15 protein-coding genes are annotated in these 16,171 nt (G+C 61.5%); 5 read left to right on the top strand and 10 right to left on the bottom strand.

Annotated features, from left to right (window positions below; translation table 11 throughout):
- Nucleotides 1-11 precede the first annotated feature (11 nt).
- The 7 genes from FFI94_RS33790 to FFI94_RS21660 all read right to left on the bottom strand — a co-directional run bounded on the left by FFI94_RS33790 (nucleotide 12) and on the right by FFI94_RS21660 (nucleotide 8,136).
- Complete coding sequence (locus FFI94_RS33790; RefSeq protein ID WP_185993276.1) at nucleotides 12-1,322, bottom strand: lipopolysaccharide biosynthesis protein; 1,311 nt, start codon at nucleotides 1,320-1,322, stop codon at nucleotides 12-14.
- A complete protein-coding gene (locus FFI94_RS21685; RefSeq protein WP_138869623.1) occupies nucleotides 1,319-2,275 on the bottom strand; it encodes a hypothetical protein in 957 nt (318 codons plus the stop codon). Before FFI94_RS21685 ends, FFI94_RS33790 begins: the two co-directional genes overlap by 4 nt.
- Nucleotides 2,272-4,167, bottom strand: a complete 1,896-nt coding sequence (locus tag FFI94_RS21680) for a hypothetical protein (protein WP_138869622.1) — start codon at nucleotides 4,165-4,167, stop codon at nucleotides 2,272-2,274. Before FFI94_RS21680 ends, FFI94_RS21685 begins: the two co-directional genes overlap by 4 nt.
- Nucleotides 4,164-5,324 (bottom strand): glycosyltransferase family 4 protein, encoded by a 1,161-nt coding sequence (locus tag FFI94_RS21675; protein ID WP_138869621.1) that lies wholly within the window; start codon nucleotides 5,322-5,324, stop codon nucleotides 4,164-4,166. Before FFI94_RS21675 ends, FFI94_RS21680 begins: the two co-directional genes overlap by 4 nt.
- A 5-nt stretch (nucleotides 5,325-5,329) precedes the next feature.
- Nucleotides 5,330-6,190, bottom strand: a complete 861-nt coding sequence (locus FFI94_RS21670; protein WP_138869620.1) for a glycosyltransferase family 2 protein — start codon at nucleotides 6,188-6,190, stop codon at nucleotides 5,330-5,332.
- A gap of 116 nt (nucleotides 6,191-6,306) precedes the next feature.
- Nucleotides 6,307-7,413 (bottom strand): glycosyltransferase family 4 protein, encoded by a 1,107-nt coding sequence (locus FFI94_RS21665; protein WP_138869619.1) that lies wholly within the window; start codon nucleotides 7,411-7,413, stop codon nucleotides 6,307-6,309.
- Nucleotides 7,414-7,416: 3 nt separating this feature from the next.
- Complete coding sequence (locus tag FFI94_RS21660; RefSeq protein ID WP_185993275.1) at nucleotides 7,417-8,136, bottom strand: ANTAR domain-containing response regulator; 720 nt, start codon at nucleotides 8,134-8,136, stop codon at nucleotides 7,417-7,419.
- 377 nt (nucleotides 8,137-8,513) lie between these two features.
- Here FFI94_RS21660 and FFI94_RS21655 point away from each other — a divergent pair, with 377 nt between their 5' ends.
- The 5 genes from FFI94_RS21655 to FFI94_RS21635 all read left to right on the top strand — a co-directional run bounded on the left by FFI94_RS21655 (nucleotide 8,514) and on the right by FFI94_RS21635 (nucleotide 13,832).
- Nucleotides 8,514-9,479 carry an NADPH:quinone oxidoreductase family protein gene (locus tag FFI94_RS21655; protein WP_138869617.1) on the top strand — a complete coding sequence of 322 codons (966 nt, stop codon included), beginning with the start codon at nucleotides 8,514-8,516 and terminating at the stop codon, nucleotides 9,477-9,479.
- An 88-nt stretch (nucleotides 9,480-9,567) separates the two neighbouring features.
- Nucleotides 9,568-10,038 (top strand): MarR family winged helix-turn-helix transcriptional regulator, encoded by a 471-nt coding sequence (locus FFI94_RS21650; RefSeq protein WP_138869616.1) that lies wholly within the window; start codon nucleotides 9,568-9,570, stop codon nucleotides 10,036-10,038.
- Complete coding sequence (locus FFI94_RS21645) at nucleotides 10,035-11,561, top strand: DHA2 family efflux MFS transporter permease subunit (protein ID WP_138869615.1); 1,527 nt, start codon at nucleotides 10,035-10,037, stop codon at nucleotides 11,559-11,561. Before FFI94_RS21650 ends, FFI94_RS21645 begins: the two co-directional genes overlap by 4 nt.
- Nucleotides 11,562-11,710: 149 nt before the next feature.
- Complete coding sequence (locus FFI94_RS21640; RefSeq protein ID WP_138869614.1) at nucleotides 11,711-12,805, top strand: LLM class flavin-dependent oxidoreductase; 1,095 nt, start codon at nucleotides 11,711-11,713, stop codon at nucleotides 12,803-12,805.
- 40 nt (nucleotides 12,806-12,845) lie between these two features.
- On the top strand, nucleotides 12,846-13,832 hold the full coding sequence (locus FFI94_RS21635; protein WP_138869613.1) for a pirin family protein: 987 nt from the start codon (nucleotides 12,846-12,848) through the stop codon (nucleotides 13,830-13,832).
- 49 nt (nucleotides 13,833-13,881) lie between these two features.
- Here the strand turns inward: FFI94_RS21635 and FFI94_RS21630 are convergent, their stop codons facing one another.
- Genes FFI94_RS21630 through FFI94_RS21620 form a run of 3 tightly spaced genes read right to left on the bottom strand, consistent with a single transcriptional unit; the run spans nucleotide 13,882 to nucleotide 16,102 of the window.
- Nucleotides 13,882-14,400 (bottom strand): gamma carbonic anhydrase family protein, encoded by a 519-nt coding sequence (locus FFI94_RS21630; protein WP_138869612.1) that lies wholly within the window; start codon nucleotides 14,398-14,400, stop codon nucleotides 13,882-13,884.
- 44 nt (nucleotides 14,401-14,444) lie between these two features.
- Nucleotides 14,445-15,305 carry a DMT family transporter gene (locus FFI94_RS21625; protein WP_138869611.1) on the bottom strand — a complete coding sequence of 287 codons (861 nt, stop codon included), beginning with the start codon at nucleotides 15,303-15,305 and terminating at the stop codon, nucleotides 14,445-14,447.
- Entirely contained in the window at nucleotides 15,302-16,102 is an 801-nt protein-coding gene (locus FFI94_RS21620) for a crotonase/enoyl-CoA hydratase family protein (protein ID WP_138869610.1), read from the bottom strand. The genes FFI94_RS21625 and FFI94_RS21620 overlap by 4 nt, the downstream gene beginning before the upstream one ends.
- Nucleotides 16,103-16,171: the final 69 nt, after the last annotated feature.

The raw sequence follows: 16,171 nt of genomic DNA, 5'->3' as shown, positions 1-16,171 counted from the left end.
GATAATCCCCTTCATCGAAGCACTCTCGGCCGTGCTGGTACAACGATGTAGCGCCACCGTCCCAAGGCCCAGAGTGCGCCGAGGCTCTGCGCGACGATCCAGCTGATTCCGACGGCAACAATTCCCATGGACGGCAATAGGATCCAGGAGAGTGCCAGGCAGGTGAGCAGCATCGACACATTGAGTGTCATGGCCTCGCGGAGTCTGCCGACTGCGCGCAGAACCGCCACCGCGATGTTGGTGACGGCATCCGGGATGGCAGAGAGAGTCAGTACGATCAGCAGCAATTGCCCGTGAGCACTGTACGACTCGCCGAATACTCGCAGCACCCACCCGCCGCCGATGAGGTAGACGAGGATCAGTGGGCCGAGCAACGCGGCGATGATCCGACTGCAACGCCGGGCGAGACCCGGGATGTCTTCGGGATCAGTTGCGGTCTCGGCGAACAGCGCCATGGCAATGCATGGACTGATCATGAAGAACACCGCTCCGAGCATCCACGTCGCGTAGAAGTAGGCTCCGTCGGATTCCGACAGCCTGGCCAGCACGATGATGGGCAGTACGAAGGACGTGACGTTCGACGCCACCGTCACCACGTGTTGTCCCAGCAGTGATGCGCTCATATCCCGGATGTCGGCGACGAGATGCCCGAATAGCGGTCGCATACTGTGCTCGCCGCGTATTCGTCTGCACCAGAACGTCGAGAACGCTACCGAAATCACCGCCGAGGCGCTCCAAGCCGTGAGTATGTGGTTGTGTGTGCCTCGGATGAGTACGGGGAGGAACAGCAACGGAATGCGCAAGCCGGTGAACAGTACATTGCGTGCGAGGAGTAGTCCGCTGCGGCGCAGAGCAACCGCCACACAGTCGGCCAGTGTTCCCAGAGCGAAGAATGTAGCTCCGATCGTGAATGCCGTTGCAGCGAGTGCAGTGGTCAGCGAGGGGAGAGTGTGCAGAACAAATCCCAGAGTGAGCACCACGATCGCAGACCCGATCACCGCGGTCACAATTACGACTGTCACTGCGGCGGTGAGTATTCGCCGCCAGCGTTCAACCGTAAGAGTGCGCGGTAGCCACTCGACCATTGCGGTGGCGGCGCCGACGCTGGCGATCAGCGCCGTTGCCTGCATGGCGCTGGTGGTGGCCGCTGCGACGCCGATGTCCTCGGTAGATGTCGTGTGGGCGACTACGAGCCAGAACACATAGCCCATGAGGGAGGTGAGAACGGTGCTCGCCATCATGTAGGAACTGTTGCGCAGCATCGAGTCTTCGGCTATTCGGGTCCGTACGATCTGGGGGAGAGAGCCGAGTGTCACCTTCATCGGGGCGTCACAGACAGATAGAGCACGAGGGATGTCGGCCCGATACCGACGGTGTCGGGAGTCTGGGCGATCGCGATGTCAATCGCAACTCGGTACCGGCCGGGTTCGTTCGGTGCGAGGAACGACACGGTTCCGACCTGGGCACTACGGGCGTTGGTGTTGGTGTCGAAGGGTGCGGTCGGTGGTGTCGTGACGAACCGTGGATCGGTCGGTGACTCGCCGCCGATGGTTGCCGTGACGTACGGCGGCAGGCTGGGAAAGAGGAAACCGTAACTGTACGAGGTCCATTCGATGTCGACCGGGGAATCGGGCGCCACCTCGAGTTGACCGGCGATGGCGGTGTCGGGGCCGGTGAGAATCGTGTTGACGTACCGTTCGGGTTGGGTTGTCTGCATGGCAAGCGCACCGAACAACGCTCCGACGCACAGCGCTGTCAGGGCGAGTGAGACGAGCGCGGTTTTTCCTACACTGCGCCACGCTATATCGGGGACTGGGGGCGCCTCGGCATTCCGCGGAGTCTGCCGAACGCGAATTGCCGTCAGGGACAGCAGTGCTGCTGCCACCGCGAAGAGGGCGAGCGCGATGGTGGATGTGGTCAGTTGAAAGCCCAAGGGGCCCAGCGCGAGAACGGTGCCGAGCAAGATGACGAGGGTGAACAGGGATGGAAGGAGCACGCGTAGTGGTCTTTCGAGTCCGTCTCCTCGCGCGTCGAGATCGTGTGGGTCAGTTCCATCCGGTATGTCGCCCAGAATCAACGTAGACGCTGCCCAGGCCGCGATGACGAGGAGTGCGGCCACGACAAGTATCCGAACTTCCACGGGAGCTCGCAGGAGTATCGCGGCGAGAGACACTGCGGCGACCACGGCGGAAACCCTCACTCCGGTACGGAGATCGCACGTCAGTACCGCGACTAGGAGTCGGCCACTTCGATTGGCGATGTCGTTGCGTTTCATGGTGTTCCCGTCGGAGTGATCAGTTCGGTGCCGACGCTCGCCGTATCGAGTCGGTACACCCGGAGATGTTCGGTCGACATGATCAGTGACGCCCATGGCACGTGATCGAGTCGGTCGAGATACGAGGACGGTGTCGGCAGGCCGGCCAATGGATCCCCGCTGCCGTAGTTGTCCCCGTTGAAGGGTGGGGAATCCGCCATCCGGGTATCGACGACAAGATAGTCGTACGTCGCCCCGGCCAGGTCGGAAGCCAGTTTTGTATCGGGGTCGGAGTCGGTCTGGGTGAGCTCCCACACCGGAAAATCGGATGATGGTTCGGAGACGTAGAGTTCGCCGTACGCTGCGAGTGCCAGCGTTGTGTAGCGATCGGTCACGACGCGCACGCGGCCTTCTCTCAGTCGAATGTGTTCTGCCACCGTCCGGGCTTCGGCGCTCGCGGATCTGGTATCGGAGCCCCACAGGAACGGGCCGGGAAATCGGTAGGGATCGTTGAGGCCGGCGCCGACATTTCCGATGAGCAGGACGGTCAGGACGGCCAGCGAGATCAACGTCCGGAACCGGATCACTACGTGCGGCAATCGATCCTGGAATGCGACTACGAGGGCGCACATCACTGCCACCCCGACGTAACTGAATGCCCACGAGCGCCTGGCCCCCTCGGCGCCCGACGGGGCCAGCACAAACAGCACCGACGGGAAGTAGACCGCTCCGACGGCGATGAATGCAAGGGTCGCGGAGGTGACTTTGCTCCGCACGCGCGCGATCACCAACAGGCCCAACGCGAATATCGCTGCCACCGCTGCCGGAGCGGCTGCGGTGAAAGCTCGTTCCCAGAGCGGCTGAACATTGGCGGCGAGGAGTTCGCGGCCACTCGATTGCGACGTGGCGATGCTACTCAGCTGAGTCAACGAGTTGGCGAGATACGGCGAGAGGTAGCTCACGGTCGGCGATGCCACGAAGACAAGCCAGGCGGCGCCGACGGTTCCGGTGCCGCCCAGCAGAATCCACCACACGTATGGCCTTTGGTGCGTGCGTACGAATCCGAATGCTGTGACGGTGACGGCGATTGCCGCCGAGATCAGGAGCAGTGCGATGGTGGTCAGATGGTGGGTGACGACGCACACGGCGCCGCAGGTGACCGCGATCGACAGATACGAGATTCGCCGTCGACGATCGTCCGAACGTGCGGCAAGCGAGGTCAATGCCAACGCCCACATGAAGAATGTGATGGCAACACCTTCGTACGCGAATTGGGTGTCGAAATAGATGGCCGACGGATTGAGGGCGTAGATCAGGGCTGCCACGGCACCGGCACGGGCGGAGCGCAGCAGCGAAGTTCCGAGCACATACGTGCCGAGAATTGTCATGACATGGGCGATGACCATCAACACTTCCCCCGCGGACCAGGCCGAGAGGCCGGTCAGTTGGGACAGGGAAGCGGACAGGGCCGACGTGCCGGGAAAATATTCGACGATCGGAATGATCGAGTTGGGTGGGAACAATTGGCCGCTCGTCATGACATCGACGGATTCACGCCAGTGCGCATACTCGTCGTGATAGGAAGGGCCGAAAGGGTTTCGGAGATACTTGGGAACTGCCGTGAAGAGCCCGAGCACCGTTATCGAGCCGATGCGTTGACCAACTGTTGTCTCGGAAGCTGCCAATTTTGCTGCGAGTGGTATCACCCCGAGCAACATCCCGGCCCAGAAGGTTGCGTAGTAGACGTTCGGCGGTGAGCCCTCGGTCGACATCCGGTACGACACACCGATCAGGAGTGTTCCGAGCGCAACCGATACGCCAATCACTGTCCAGGACAACAGCGGCGAGCGTGAGCTGCCGGAGAACCGGTGCCGCGGACTCGGTTCGGTATCGCTCGGAGCGAGTGCAATCATGATCGCGCCAACCGTTCGATCGCACCGAGCATGGTCGACCACGAGGTATGGTCGGTGAATCGGCGGCGGCGGTCCGGCGGAATCGACATCAACGCGTGACGGAGTGCGTCGACGTTATCGGGTTCGACCAGATGGGCGCCTTCGTAGGTGCGTGTTGCTTCGACGAGTCCGCCAACCGCGTAGAGCACGACATGCAACCCGGAGTGCATAGCGATCTGCAGCGGACCGCTGGCCGACGCCCTTCGATAGGGAAGCACCACTACGTCTGCGTCACGGAAGAATTGGGCTGCCTCGGCGTCGCTGACGTAGCGATTGACGAAAGTGATGTGACGACGGTGTGGACTGGCGGTTATCAGTGCAGCCGGGATCTGCCAGTTCTCCCAGGTTTCACCGACGATCGTGAGGTGAAACTGTGCTGCCTGCTCCGGAGTGAATTGGTTGAAGGCAACCAGGAGATCGTCGAGCCCCTTGTACGGCCTGATGAGTCCGAAGAACAGCAGTCGGGTTGGCCCACTCCGGGAATCGTGAGATGTCGCGGGATCGACGCGACCGTCGGCGAGGTGTGTGTACGGTCCGTGGGGTGCTGTTTCGATCTCGAGTCTGTCGAACGTGCCCGAGCCGAACGTTGCTTTCAGCAACTGCAAATCGTGGTTGTTGTGGACGACCGCACCGTGAGCGAGCGAGAGTAGAAGGGGCACACCGCGTCGGCAGTACATGTCGGCGCCGAAGACCGATGCCTCACTGCTGTCCTGGGTCTCGTGAAACTCGACGGCAACACGAATGCCGAGTGCCCGTGCAGCCAGCGCCAGGGCGATGTAGGTGTGCAGTGTTGCTACAGTCCACCATTGCAGAACAAGAAGATCCGGCTTTGTCGACCGTAGTCGTGCCAGGGTCCCCAGCAAGCCGGGGATCCAATACCAGTCGAGTTCGCCGATACGAGTGACGTTGTTGCCGTATCGAAGTGCTGTTCCGGCACTCGGTGAGCGGCGAGTAGTCGGATACAACCGCCGCGGGATGACCCGCCGCAGCAGGAGCACCGCCACATCGTGTTTTCGGCTCAGTTCGTTGGCGAGTGTGCAGGTGTAGGCAGACAAACCGCTGAGGAAGTAAAAGCTCGGTCCCACGACCACTACTTTGATTCTGCTTTCGGCAGTCATACGGCTCACCCCACAGCCTTCGGCAGATGTAGAACCCTGCGCGGCGGATCACCTTGTGCTGCTCCGACTACCGCGATTCGGCCTACAACCGGTGCGATCTCCGGTCGGTGCTGCACCCGAACGCGGGCCATGACGGCAAGGCAGGCAACACCATCGCGCCAGGTGATTTTCTTTCCTTCCGACACAGATCGTCCGTGATAGGACACCGGCACTTCGAGAGGCCGGATGCCGCACCGCAATAATCGTGCTGTCATTTCCGTGTCGAGGCCGAAGCCTCCTTCGGTCAATGTCAGGGAGCGAAGTTGTTCGGTCGGAATGAGTTTGAGGCAGGTGTGCATGTCCGTCAGGCAGGCGTCGTACAACACGTTGGCGAAAAAGGTGGTTGCGCGTCCGCCGATGGCAAACCGAAATGACGGAAAGCAGGCGTTGACTCCGCGGACCCTCGCGCCGAACACGTGATCGGAGTACCCGGCCAGCACCGGTGCGATCAGCGACGGAATGTCGCTCGGCAGATACTCGAGATCCGCATCGAGTATGACGAGATGACTTCCCGCGGCGTAGTCCAATCCGGTTCGAATAGCCGCTCCCTTGCCGCGGTTGGACGGATGAGTGACTACAACAATGTCTTTCGCTGTTCGCGTATCTGATCGCTGAGCGTCGAGAATTTCAGCGGTGCGATCGGTGCTGCCGTCGTCGACGACGATCAGTTCCATTCTGCACGGGTAGTGAACGGCGAATACGCGGTCTATCGCAGACTTCAGTGTGCGTTCCTCGTTGAAGACCGGCATCAGTATCGAGAGGCTGACCCCGCTGCGGGTTGCTGATCCGATCTGTGCCCGGTTGTGCGGAAACGAAGGCTGATTCATCGCGGGTGCCACCTGACTCGTCCGTACGGGGATGGACGAGCTACCGGGAATCAGGGGCAGCTCCGAATATCGGTGCGGAAGTACCAGGGAACAAGGGCATGCCGACTAATCTGAACTTACTCCTCGACGACTCTCGCCGCTACGGCCCGCTCCAGTACACGTCGGTACACATCAGCCGTTGCGGCTGCAACGCTGGTCCAGTCCGGCAAGAACACTTCGTCAGCGAGTCCGGCACTCAACTGTCGCGCGATCGCGCGGGCTATGGATGTGGCACCGGCAGTCGGTGGGATCAGAATTGCCTCGGCGCCGAGGAATCGACGGACGATCTCACGATGAGCAGGTATGTCGCTGAGGATGATTCGTGACCCCGCTGCGGCGGATTCGAGGGGGGCGATGCCAAATGCTTCATGCTCGGACAACGAGATGGACACGTCTGCCGTCCTGAGCCAGCGATGCACACCGGAAGTGTCCAGCCGCCCCGGAAACTGCACCCGATTGCCGAGTCCGAGGCGGGCGGAACTGGCAGCCAGTGCATTTCGAGCTGAACCTTCGCCGACGACAACAAGTTGGATGGTGTCGGGTAGTTCGACCATGGCCTCGATGATGCGGTCTACGCGCTTGTAGGGTTCCAAGCGGCCGTGAAACACCAGCGTGGCACTCTCGTCGGGGTACGGCACGGCGGCGCGCACGGTGGTGGCGTCGACGCCGTTGGGAATGACCGTCATATCCGTGTCGAGGCCTGGGAAGTATGTGTGCACCAACTCGAGTTCCGCGTCTGACACACAGATCACGGCCGAACTCGATGCGAAGAGCGATCGGGAGAATTTCCGGTAGAGCGTATGCAGCATGCGGGTGGATCGAGTGTGCCCGCTGCCGTGAAAATGTGGAGTGAAGACCACCGGCCGACGTAACCCCGTCAGTGCGGTCACAGCGGAGGACGCGTGATAGCTGTGTACATGGACGATGTCAAACGTCTTGTCGAGGTGCATGGTTCGGATCAAGAGCCGGGGTGAGACGGACACGGCGGTGGTTCTCCAGGCGCGGTAGCGATGGACGATCGGATCGGGTGTGTACGGAGTCTGCGGTGCTTCCGATCGACGGCTGCCGCTGAAAACTTCGACGTCGATCCCGGTGGCGATCAGATGTGTGGCCAACTGAGAGACGTGGTCTTCGACTCCGCCGATGGACGGGGGGAATGCCGGTGTCACCAATGCAACGCGCATCGATCACACCTTCAATCCGAGTTCGACAATCGCCCGCGCGACGGACAGTACCGTCGCGTTGTGGCTTCGTGCGCGCCGGCGGATGAGTTGGTAAGCAGAGTCGATGGTGGTGTTGTGGTCCTTGGAGATGATGCCCTTGGCCTGTTCGACAACTATCCGGGTTTCGAGTGCGTGTTGCAGTTGCAGGGATACTCGTTCGCGCTCTTGCAATTCGAGCGACATGAGTATGAATCCCATTGCAACGTTGGTCAGTGCCCGGGCCGCAGTCGCATCGTCGTCGTCCCAGACGATCATCTCGTGTGAGAACACGGTAAGGGTTCCGATACCTTTCTGCGTGGGGGATGCCGACCCGCCCACGTTTCTCGTTTCACGGTAAAGCGGAAGTGTCGCCACGGCTTTGACACCCAGATGGCTCGCTTGTGCCGCAAAGGCCGGCCAGGCGTGTGCCGCTCCTGGAACATCGGTGATCTGCAGGCTGTGGAGTGGGGGTAACCTGCCCGGACCTGTTCGAAACTCCTGTTCGCACCGGTCGAATTCGGTGTCGCTGACCGATGTGATGTCCGGTTGATCGGGAAGGGTCACGGTGATGCTTGCCGCTGCGGTACCGAATATGTCGGCGATGTAGCACGCCAGTTCATGAAGTGTGTGCGTTGCCGATGTGCATTCGAGCGGCGGCGACGCGAAATGGGTCAGGGCACAGAGGTATAGAGCGTCATCATGCATGGTTATCCCGCCCTTGTTCGTCATCGGTGCCGTGGAGTGTCCGGCGCAGAACCGGCAACAGCGCTGGCTTGCTCGGTGGTCCGTATCTTGTTCCAGCACTCAAGGTTCGGATCTGTGTGGCCTGAGGTCTGTGTCCGTCGTTCGCGAGGCTGTGCGTGAATTTTCGGAAACAAACTGAAACCCCGATATCGTCCAAGCTTACATACCGGGGGAATGGATGTGAACCCACAAGGCGTTCGGTTGGCGACGAATATCCTTGTGGCTCTTGCGGTGCGCATTTTCATACCTTGCGTTCGGTTCCCTTGCGACGATGGTGAGGCGGGAGGCTAAGGTCGGGAATACAGGATGTCCGACTACGTTCCCGACGAGGAGTTGCTGTGCGCGCGATGGTTGTTACCGAGTTGTCCGGCCCGCAAGGACTCGACCTCGAGGAGATCCCCGAACCCGATGCGTCTGGCAAGGTTCTCATCGACGTCAAGGCAAGTGGGGTCTGCTTTCCGGACTTGTTGATCACCTACGGCAAGTATCAGATTCGTCCGGAGCCCCCGTTTGTTCCGGGTGCAGAAATCTCGGGCGTCGTGATCTCGGCTCCGGAGGAGTCGGGATTCGCTCCGGGCGATCGGGTACTCGCGGCGACGTATCTCGGGGGATATGCGGAACGGATAGCAGTCGACCCGTCGCAGGTATTGCGAATTCCGGACTCGTTGGATTTCGACGAAGCCGCGTCGTTGATCATCAATTACCAGACGATGGAGTTCGCGCTGGCTCGTCGCGCCAAGATCGTGGCCGGCGAAACCGTGGTTGTGCTCGGCGCGGCGGGCGGGGTGGGCACCGCGACCATCCAGTTGGCCAAGGCGCATGGCGCGCGGGTGATTGCTGTGGTTCGGCGCCCCGGTGTAGAGGAGTTCCTCCGCGAGTTGGGGGCCGACGAGGTAGTGGCACTGGCGCCGGGTTGGGGAGAGCGGGTTCGTGAGTTGACCGGTGGCAAGGGGGCGCAGATAGTGGTTGATCCTGTCGGCGGTGACGCTTTCGACGAGGCGGTCCGTGTCTTGGCGCCTGAAGGCCGGCTTGTCGTGATCGGGTTCGCCGGCGGCGGGATTCCCGAAGTGAAGGTGAATCGGGTGCTGTTCCGCAACATCAGCATCGTCGGAGCGGCATGGGGTGAGTTCACACGTACTGATCGCGAGGCAGTTGCTCAGGTGCATGCGTCGTTGGTTCGCCATGTCGAAAATGGGTTGCGACCCCTCGTCAAAGCTCGATACCTTCTGGAGGATGCGGCCTTGGCGCTCACTGATCTGGAAACGGGCAAAGTTCTCGGAAAGGCGATTTTGGTGCAGGAATGAGTCATCGAGGGTGATGTTGCTCACCGAAAATCGGGTTGCGGGTTAGTTACGGTTGGGCAATAGTTGCATCCGCACTACTATTCGCCAGGTGATCGCCTCGGATTCTGATGACCTGTTCGGAGCACTCGACGAGTTGTTCACTCGCCTGATGAGCGCCGGTGATTCGGAGTCGATCGATGCGTTGATCGAGTTGGATCTCTCGTTCAGTCAGGTGCGTGTGCTGTTTGCGCTCGGGCAGTGTGCTGCACCTGTTCCGATCCACGAGGTCGCCGACGAGCTTCGGCTGTCGGTGGCGGCGACGGGACGCAATATCGACCAACTCGTGCACATGGGATTGGTCGTGCGGCGTGAGGACGAACGTGACCGACGCGTCAAACGGGTTTCCCTGTCGGAGGCCGGCGTTAAGGTCACGTCCACTCACATCGAATGCAAGCGTGGACAGCTTCGTGATTTTGCGTCGCGCGTGCCCGCGCCGGAACGGCTTCGACTTGTCGAGGCGCTCGAGCCCATTCTCGCGGGTGACTATCTGCGAGCATCTACCCAGGAGACTTCGCGATGACATCGCCGAACGCGCCGGCACCGGCGTCCGACAAATTAGACGGTGCGGTACTCAAAATCGCATCCGTGGTGGTGCTCGGTGCCATCATGTCGATTCTCGACGTGACCGTGGTGAGCGTTGCGCTCACCACTTTTGCCGAGGACTTCCAGACGTCGTACGCGACTGTTGCGTGGACGATGACTGCGTACACACTCGCTCTGGCGACCGTCATTCCGGTAACGGGATGGGCCGCTGATCGATTTGGCACCAAGCGCCTGTATATGACAGCCCTTGTACTGTTCGTGCTGGGTTCGGTTGCCTGCGCGATGGCGTGGGACATCACGTCGTTGATCGGTTTCCGAGTTCTGCAGGGCCTGGGCGGCGGCATGTTGATGCCGCTCGGTATGACGATCATGACCAAGGCTGCCGGTCCGGAGCGAGTCGGTCGCGTCATGGCTGTGCTCGGTATTCCGATGCTGCTCGGCCCCATTGGTGGACCGATTCTCGGTGGTTGGCTGATCGAGGTCGCAAGCTGGCACTGGATCTTCCTGATCAACCTGCCGATCGGTGCCATTGCCTTGGTTGCGGCATTCAAGATTCTCCCGTCGGACAAGCCCCAACCCTCGGAGTCGTTCGACTTCCTCGGAATGGTGCTGCTGTCACCGGGTCTGGCGCTGTTCCTCTTCGGCGTGTCCTCGATCCCCGAGGTCGGGACCGTCGCGTCGGCCAGGGTTTTGGTCTCCGCCGGTATCGGTTTGGTTCTGATCATCGCGTTTGTGTTCCACGCGCTGCGTAAGGATCATCCGCTGATCGACCTGCGGTTGTTCAGGAACCGGCAGCTGTCCGTCGCTGTCATCACGACGTCCCTGTTCATCGTCGCGTTCATGGGAGCTGGTCTGTTGTTCCCGAGCTTCTTCATCCAGGTGGGCGGCCACACGACTCTCGAGGCCGGACTGCTCATGGCTCCGCAGGGTCTCGGCGCAATGCTGACAATGCCGATCGCCGGCCGCCTCGTCGACAAGATGGGCGCAGGCAAGATCGTGTTGACGGGTCTGCCGTTGATCTTGATCGGCATGGGTGTCTTCACTCAGGTCGCATCGGATTCGCCGACCTGGATGCTGATGGCCGCCCTGTTCGTGATGGGCATGGGCATGGGCTGCACGATGATGCCGCTGATGACGGCCGCGATCGTGACGCTGTCCAACGAGCAGATCGCTCGCGGTTCGACACTCATGAATATCGTTCAGCAGACCGCTGGTTCCATCGGAACCGCTGTGATGTCCGTGGTGCTGACGAACCAGTTGCTCAATCGCGATCTGACAAGTGTCGAGGTCGGTATGGCGCACCTTCCGCCTCCGGTGGGACCGGATCCGTCGATGGTCGATTCGATTCTGAGTTCTGCCGCCGACGCATTCGGCAATACGTTCCTCGTGGCGACCGTACTGATCGTCCTGACGTTCATCCCAGCATTCTTCCTGCCGCGTAGCAAGACGACGAGGGTCGTGGCCGAGGGTGATTCGTCCGCGCCGATCATGATGCACTGATCTGATTTTCCAGAACGTTTGAGGGCGGTAAGCACGCATTGTGCTTACCGTCCTCGGCGTTGTGAAGGGTGGGAATATCACTAGATGGTTGAATGTTAAATTACCTATATGAAGTCGTAGGGATCAACGCCCCTTGAATAGGAGTAACCATGCAGTTCGGAATCTTCACGGTCGGTGACGTCACTACTGACCCCACGACAGGGGTCACGCCCACTGAGCACGAGCGCATCAAGGCGATGACCACCATTGCCAAGCATGCCGAAGAAGTAGGCCTCGACGTCTTCGCGACCGGCGAGCATCACAACAAGCCATTTGTGCCGTCGTCACCCACCACTATGCTCGGCTACATTGCCGCCCAGACCGAGAAGATCACGCTGTCCACGTCCACGACGCTGATCACCACGAATGATCCGGTGAAGATCGCCGAGGACTACGCGATGCTCCAGCATCTCGCGGAGGGACGCGTCGACCTCATGATGGGTCGTGGCAACACCGCGCCCGTGTACCCGTGGTTCGGCAAGGACATTCGCGCGGGGATTCCGTTGGCCCTCGAGAACTACCAACTCCTGCGCCGACTCTGGGACGAGGAAGTGGTGAACTGGCAAGGGGAGTACCGCACTCCGTTGCAAGGTTTCACATCCACACCGCGCCCCCTCGACGGCATTGCGCCCTTCGTGTGGCACGGCTCGATTCGCAGTCCCGAGATCGCGGAAATTGCTGCTTATCACGGTGACGGGTTCTTCGCGAACAACATCTTCTGGCCCAAGGAGCACTACGTCGAGCTCATCAACCTTTACCGTCAGCGCTACGAGCACTACGGACACGGCACCGCCGATCAGGCGATTGTCGGGCTGGGCGGTCAGGTCTTCATGCGAAAGAACAGTCAGGACGCCGTCAAGGAATTCCGCCCGTATTTCAACAATGCGCCGGTATACGGCCACGGACCGTCGCTCGAGGAGTTCACCGAGCAGACTCCGCTGACAGTCGGTTCGCCGGAGCAGGTCATCGAGAAGACCCTGGCGTTCGCGGACTTCTTCGGCGACTACCAGCGTCAGCTGTTCCTCATGGACCACGCGGGCCTTCCGCTCAAGACGGTGCTCGAGCAACTCGACCTTCTCGGCGAGGAAGTTGTGCCGGCTCTGCGTCGTGAGTTCGCGGCCCGTCGTCCGGCGCATGTCCCGGACAACCCGCCCACCCACGCGTCGATGAAGGCCGCCCGTGACAACAGCGCGGTCTCGGCGTAGTTCGCAGGCACCTCGGCGCAACCCGAGGCAGGATAAAGAGATGAGCAACCTCGACGTGCACCCCGTAGAGCAAGAGTGTGAAGGCAAACCCGACAACACCGAGATCCAGATCCTCACGCCGCGGGATGTTCCGCTCGGCGGCCCACGGGCAATGCGGGTACGACGCACTCTGCCGCAGCGTGATCGTTCGTTGATCGGTGCGTGGTGTTTTGCCGATCACTACGGACCTGACGATGTCGGCAGTGGACCCGGCATGCATGTGCCGCCGCATCCGCATACCGGTTTGCAGACGGTCAGTTGGCTGTTCACCGGGGAGATTGAGCACCGCGACAGCATCGGCTCACACGCCATGGTGCGGCCGGGCGAACTGAACTTGATGACGGCCGGGCGCGGTATCGCGCACTCGGAGGTCTCGACGCCGGACACCAAGGTTCTGCACGGCATGCAGTTGTGGGTGGCGCTTCCGGATGTGGCGCGCGATACCGCGCCCGCGTTTGTTCACTATCGACCGGAGTCGGTGACGATTGGGGGCGCCAGGCTCAGCGTGTTCCTCGGCTCGCTTGCCGGCGAGACGTCGCCGGTATCTACCTTCACTGAATTGCTCGGTGCCGAGGTGATTCTCGATCCGGGCGCTGAAATCGCCCTCGATGTCGATCGTTCCCACGAACACGGCGTGATCGTCGATCAAGGATCGGTTGTGCTGCGAGGCACCACTGTCGGCTGGGCCGAGTTGGGTTATCAAGCACCGGGTTTCGGGAAGCTGACGTTGCGCAATCCGGGTTCCGAACCGGCTCGGGTTCTGCTGCTCGGGGGTAAGCCCTTGGGAGAGCAGGTCATCATGTGGTGGAACTTCATGGGCCGCACCCATGAAGAGATCGTCGAGTATCGACGCAAGTGGCAAGCTGAACTGGCCTCCGGATTCGACGGTAGCGTCCCGGATCAGCGTTTTGGTGTCGTGCCGGGATACGACGGTCCCGCGCTGCCCGCGCCCGAGTTGCCGAACAGTACGTTGAAGCCGCGGGGCTAGCTCCGATCGTGAAGGATTTCACTCGCTGAGCGAGTGAAATCCTTCACGATCAGATGTCCCGGTGAGCTTTCGCCAGGAGCAGGTATCCGGCGCCGTTGGCGCTGATACCTGCCTTTTCGCCTTCGGAGAGTTCACGTTTGACCTTGGCGGGCACACCGGCGACCAACGATCCGGGCGGGATCTGCATCCCCTGCGACACGACGGCGCCGGCAGCGATCAGTGAACCGGATCCGATGTGGGCGCCGTTGAGCACCACAGCGCCCATGCCGACAAGCACGTCGTCCTCGACGGTGCACCCGTGCAGCACCGCGTTGTGGCCGACCGAGATTCGCTCGCCCAGTACCGCGGGGAATGTCGGGTCTGCGTGGACCGTGCAATTGTCCTGGATATTGGTGTCCGCGCCGATGGAGATCGATTCGGCGTCGCCGCGGAGAACCGCGCCGTACCAGATGCTGGCGCCCGCGGCGATGGTTACGTCACCGACCACTGTGGCGTTGGGTGCGATGAAAGCGCTGTCGTCGATTGCCGGAGTGCGTCCGTTGACGGTGGCGATGATCGGGTTGGTCATGGTTCTCCTGAGCGTGGGATGAAAGTGCTTCGACCGTACCTGGACTATTTCGAAGTGGGCTTTCGATTCATGACAACGGTGCCGATGCCCGCCACGACAACGAGCCCGATGGCAACGAGGGTCATGGAATCGAGGGCCTGACCGATAACGACCACGCCGGCCAATGCCGCCGCTGCCGGTTCGAGGGCGATGAGGACCGCAAAGACCTTCTTGGCCAAGGATCGCAGCGCCCACATCTCCAGGCTGTATGGGATGACGGACGAGAGGATGGCGACGGCCGCACCTGCCGCCAGCATCTTCGGATCCAGCAACTCGCTGCCGCCGGAGACGACGCCGAAGGGCAGCGTCAATACCGCCGCAACGATGCTTGCGCCGGCCAATCCGTCGGCGCTCGGGAGGGTCGCAGCGAGGTGGGAACCGGCCACGATGTAGCCGGCCCACGCAGCAGCGGCGATCAACGCGAACATCACCCCGACCGGGTCCAATCCGGATTCGCCGTGATCTCCCAACCCGAGCAGCAACACTCCGCCGAAGGCGAGAAGCACCCACGCTCCGTCGGCCCATCGACGAGACAGCACTGCGGCCAGCGTCAACGGTCCGAGAAACTCGATGGTGACAGCGGTGCCGATGGGCACCGTGTCGAGGGCGAGGTAAAAGGCACCGTTCATGACGGCCAGCGCGATACCCAACGCGAAGATGCCTTTGCGCTGCCGGTTCGACCACCTGCTCCATCTCGGACGGACGATGACGCCGAGGATGATCGCGGCGATCGTCAGTCGCAGCGTCGTCGCTCCGGCCGGCCCGATCTGTGAGAACAGCGTCGTCGCGAATGCCGCTCCGAACTGGAGCGAAAGTATCGAGGTGAGGACTGCACCGACCGGCAGTAGCTGACTGCCGGCCTTCATTCTCCGGTGAACTCAGGACTACGACGTTCGAGCATCGCGGCGACGGCTTCGTGGTGATCGCGAGTGTGATGCGCGATCGACTGCATGGCGGCGGAGAGTTCGAGCAGGCTCTCGAGGCTTTGGTGCTGGCCCTCACGGAGCAGTTTCTTGGTCATGCGGAGCACCTGCGGGGGATTGGCTGCTACTCGCGCTGCCAAGGCGTGCGCGGCGGAGAGCAATTCTTCGGGCGCGGTGACCTGCGAGATCAGCCCCCAGTCGAGTGCCTTGGCGGCGTCGATCGGTTCGCCGGTGAACGCCATCTCGGCGGCGCGGGCGTTGCCGATCGCGCGGGGGAGCAGCCACGCTCCGCCGTCGCCGGGGATGAGTCCTACTTTGACGAAGCTCTCGGCGAAGACTGCGGCTGTGGACCCGATGCGAAGGTCGCACATGAGGGAGAGATCGCAGCCCGCTCCGATGGCTGGGCCGTTGACGGCGGCGATGGTCGGTACCTCACACGTGTACAGGGCGAGTGGGATGCGCTGGATCCCGTGCCGGTAGCCCTGGCGGATCTCGCCGGGTGCGCCGCCGAACATGCCTTCCTTGTCCCGCATGTGTTTGACGTTCCCGCCGGAGGAGAAGGCCGATCCGGCTCCGGTGAGGATGACCGCGCGCACGCTCTGATCACGGTTAACCGCAGTGACCGCGTCTTCGAGAGCTTCGATCATGTCGATCTCGGAGATGGCATTGCGGGTGTCCGGGCGATTGAGGGTCCACGTGACCACGTCGCCGGTTCGGGAGATGAGTACGGCGTCGCTCATGGGTGCTCCTGGTAGTCGATGGCAGTTGGGCTCAGTCTCTCACCACAAGATTTCGCAATAACAATCATT

Source organism: Rhodococcus sp. KBS0724 (genome assembly GCF_005938745.2).
Taxonomy (GTDB): domain Bacteria; phylum Actinomycetota; class Actinomycetes; order Mycobacteriales; family Mycobacteriaceae; genus Rhodococcus_F.
The sequence above is the reverse complement of the archived record's forward strand: the minus strand, read 5'-3'. Positions and strand labels throughout refer to the sequence as shown.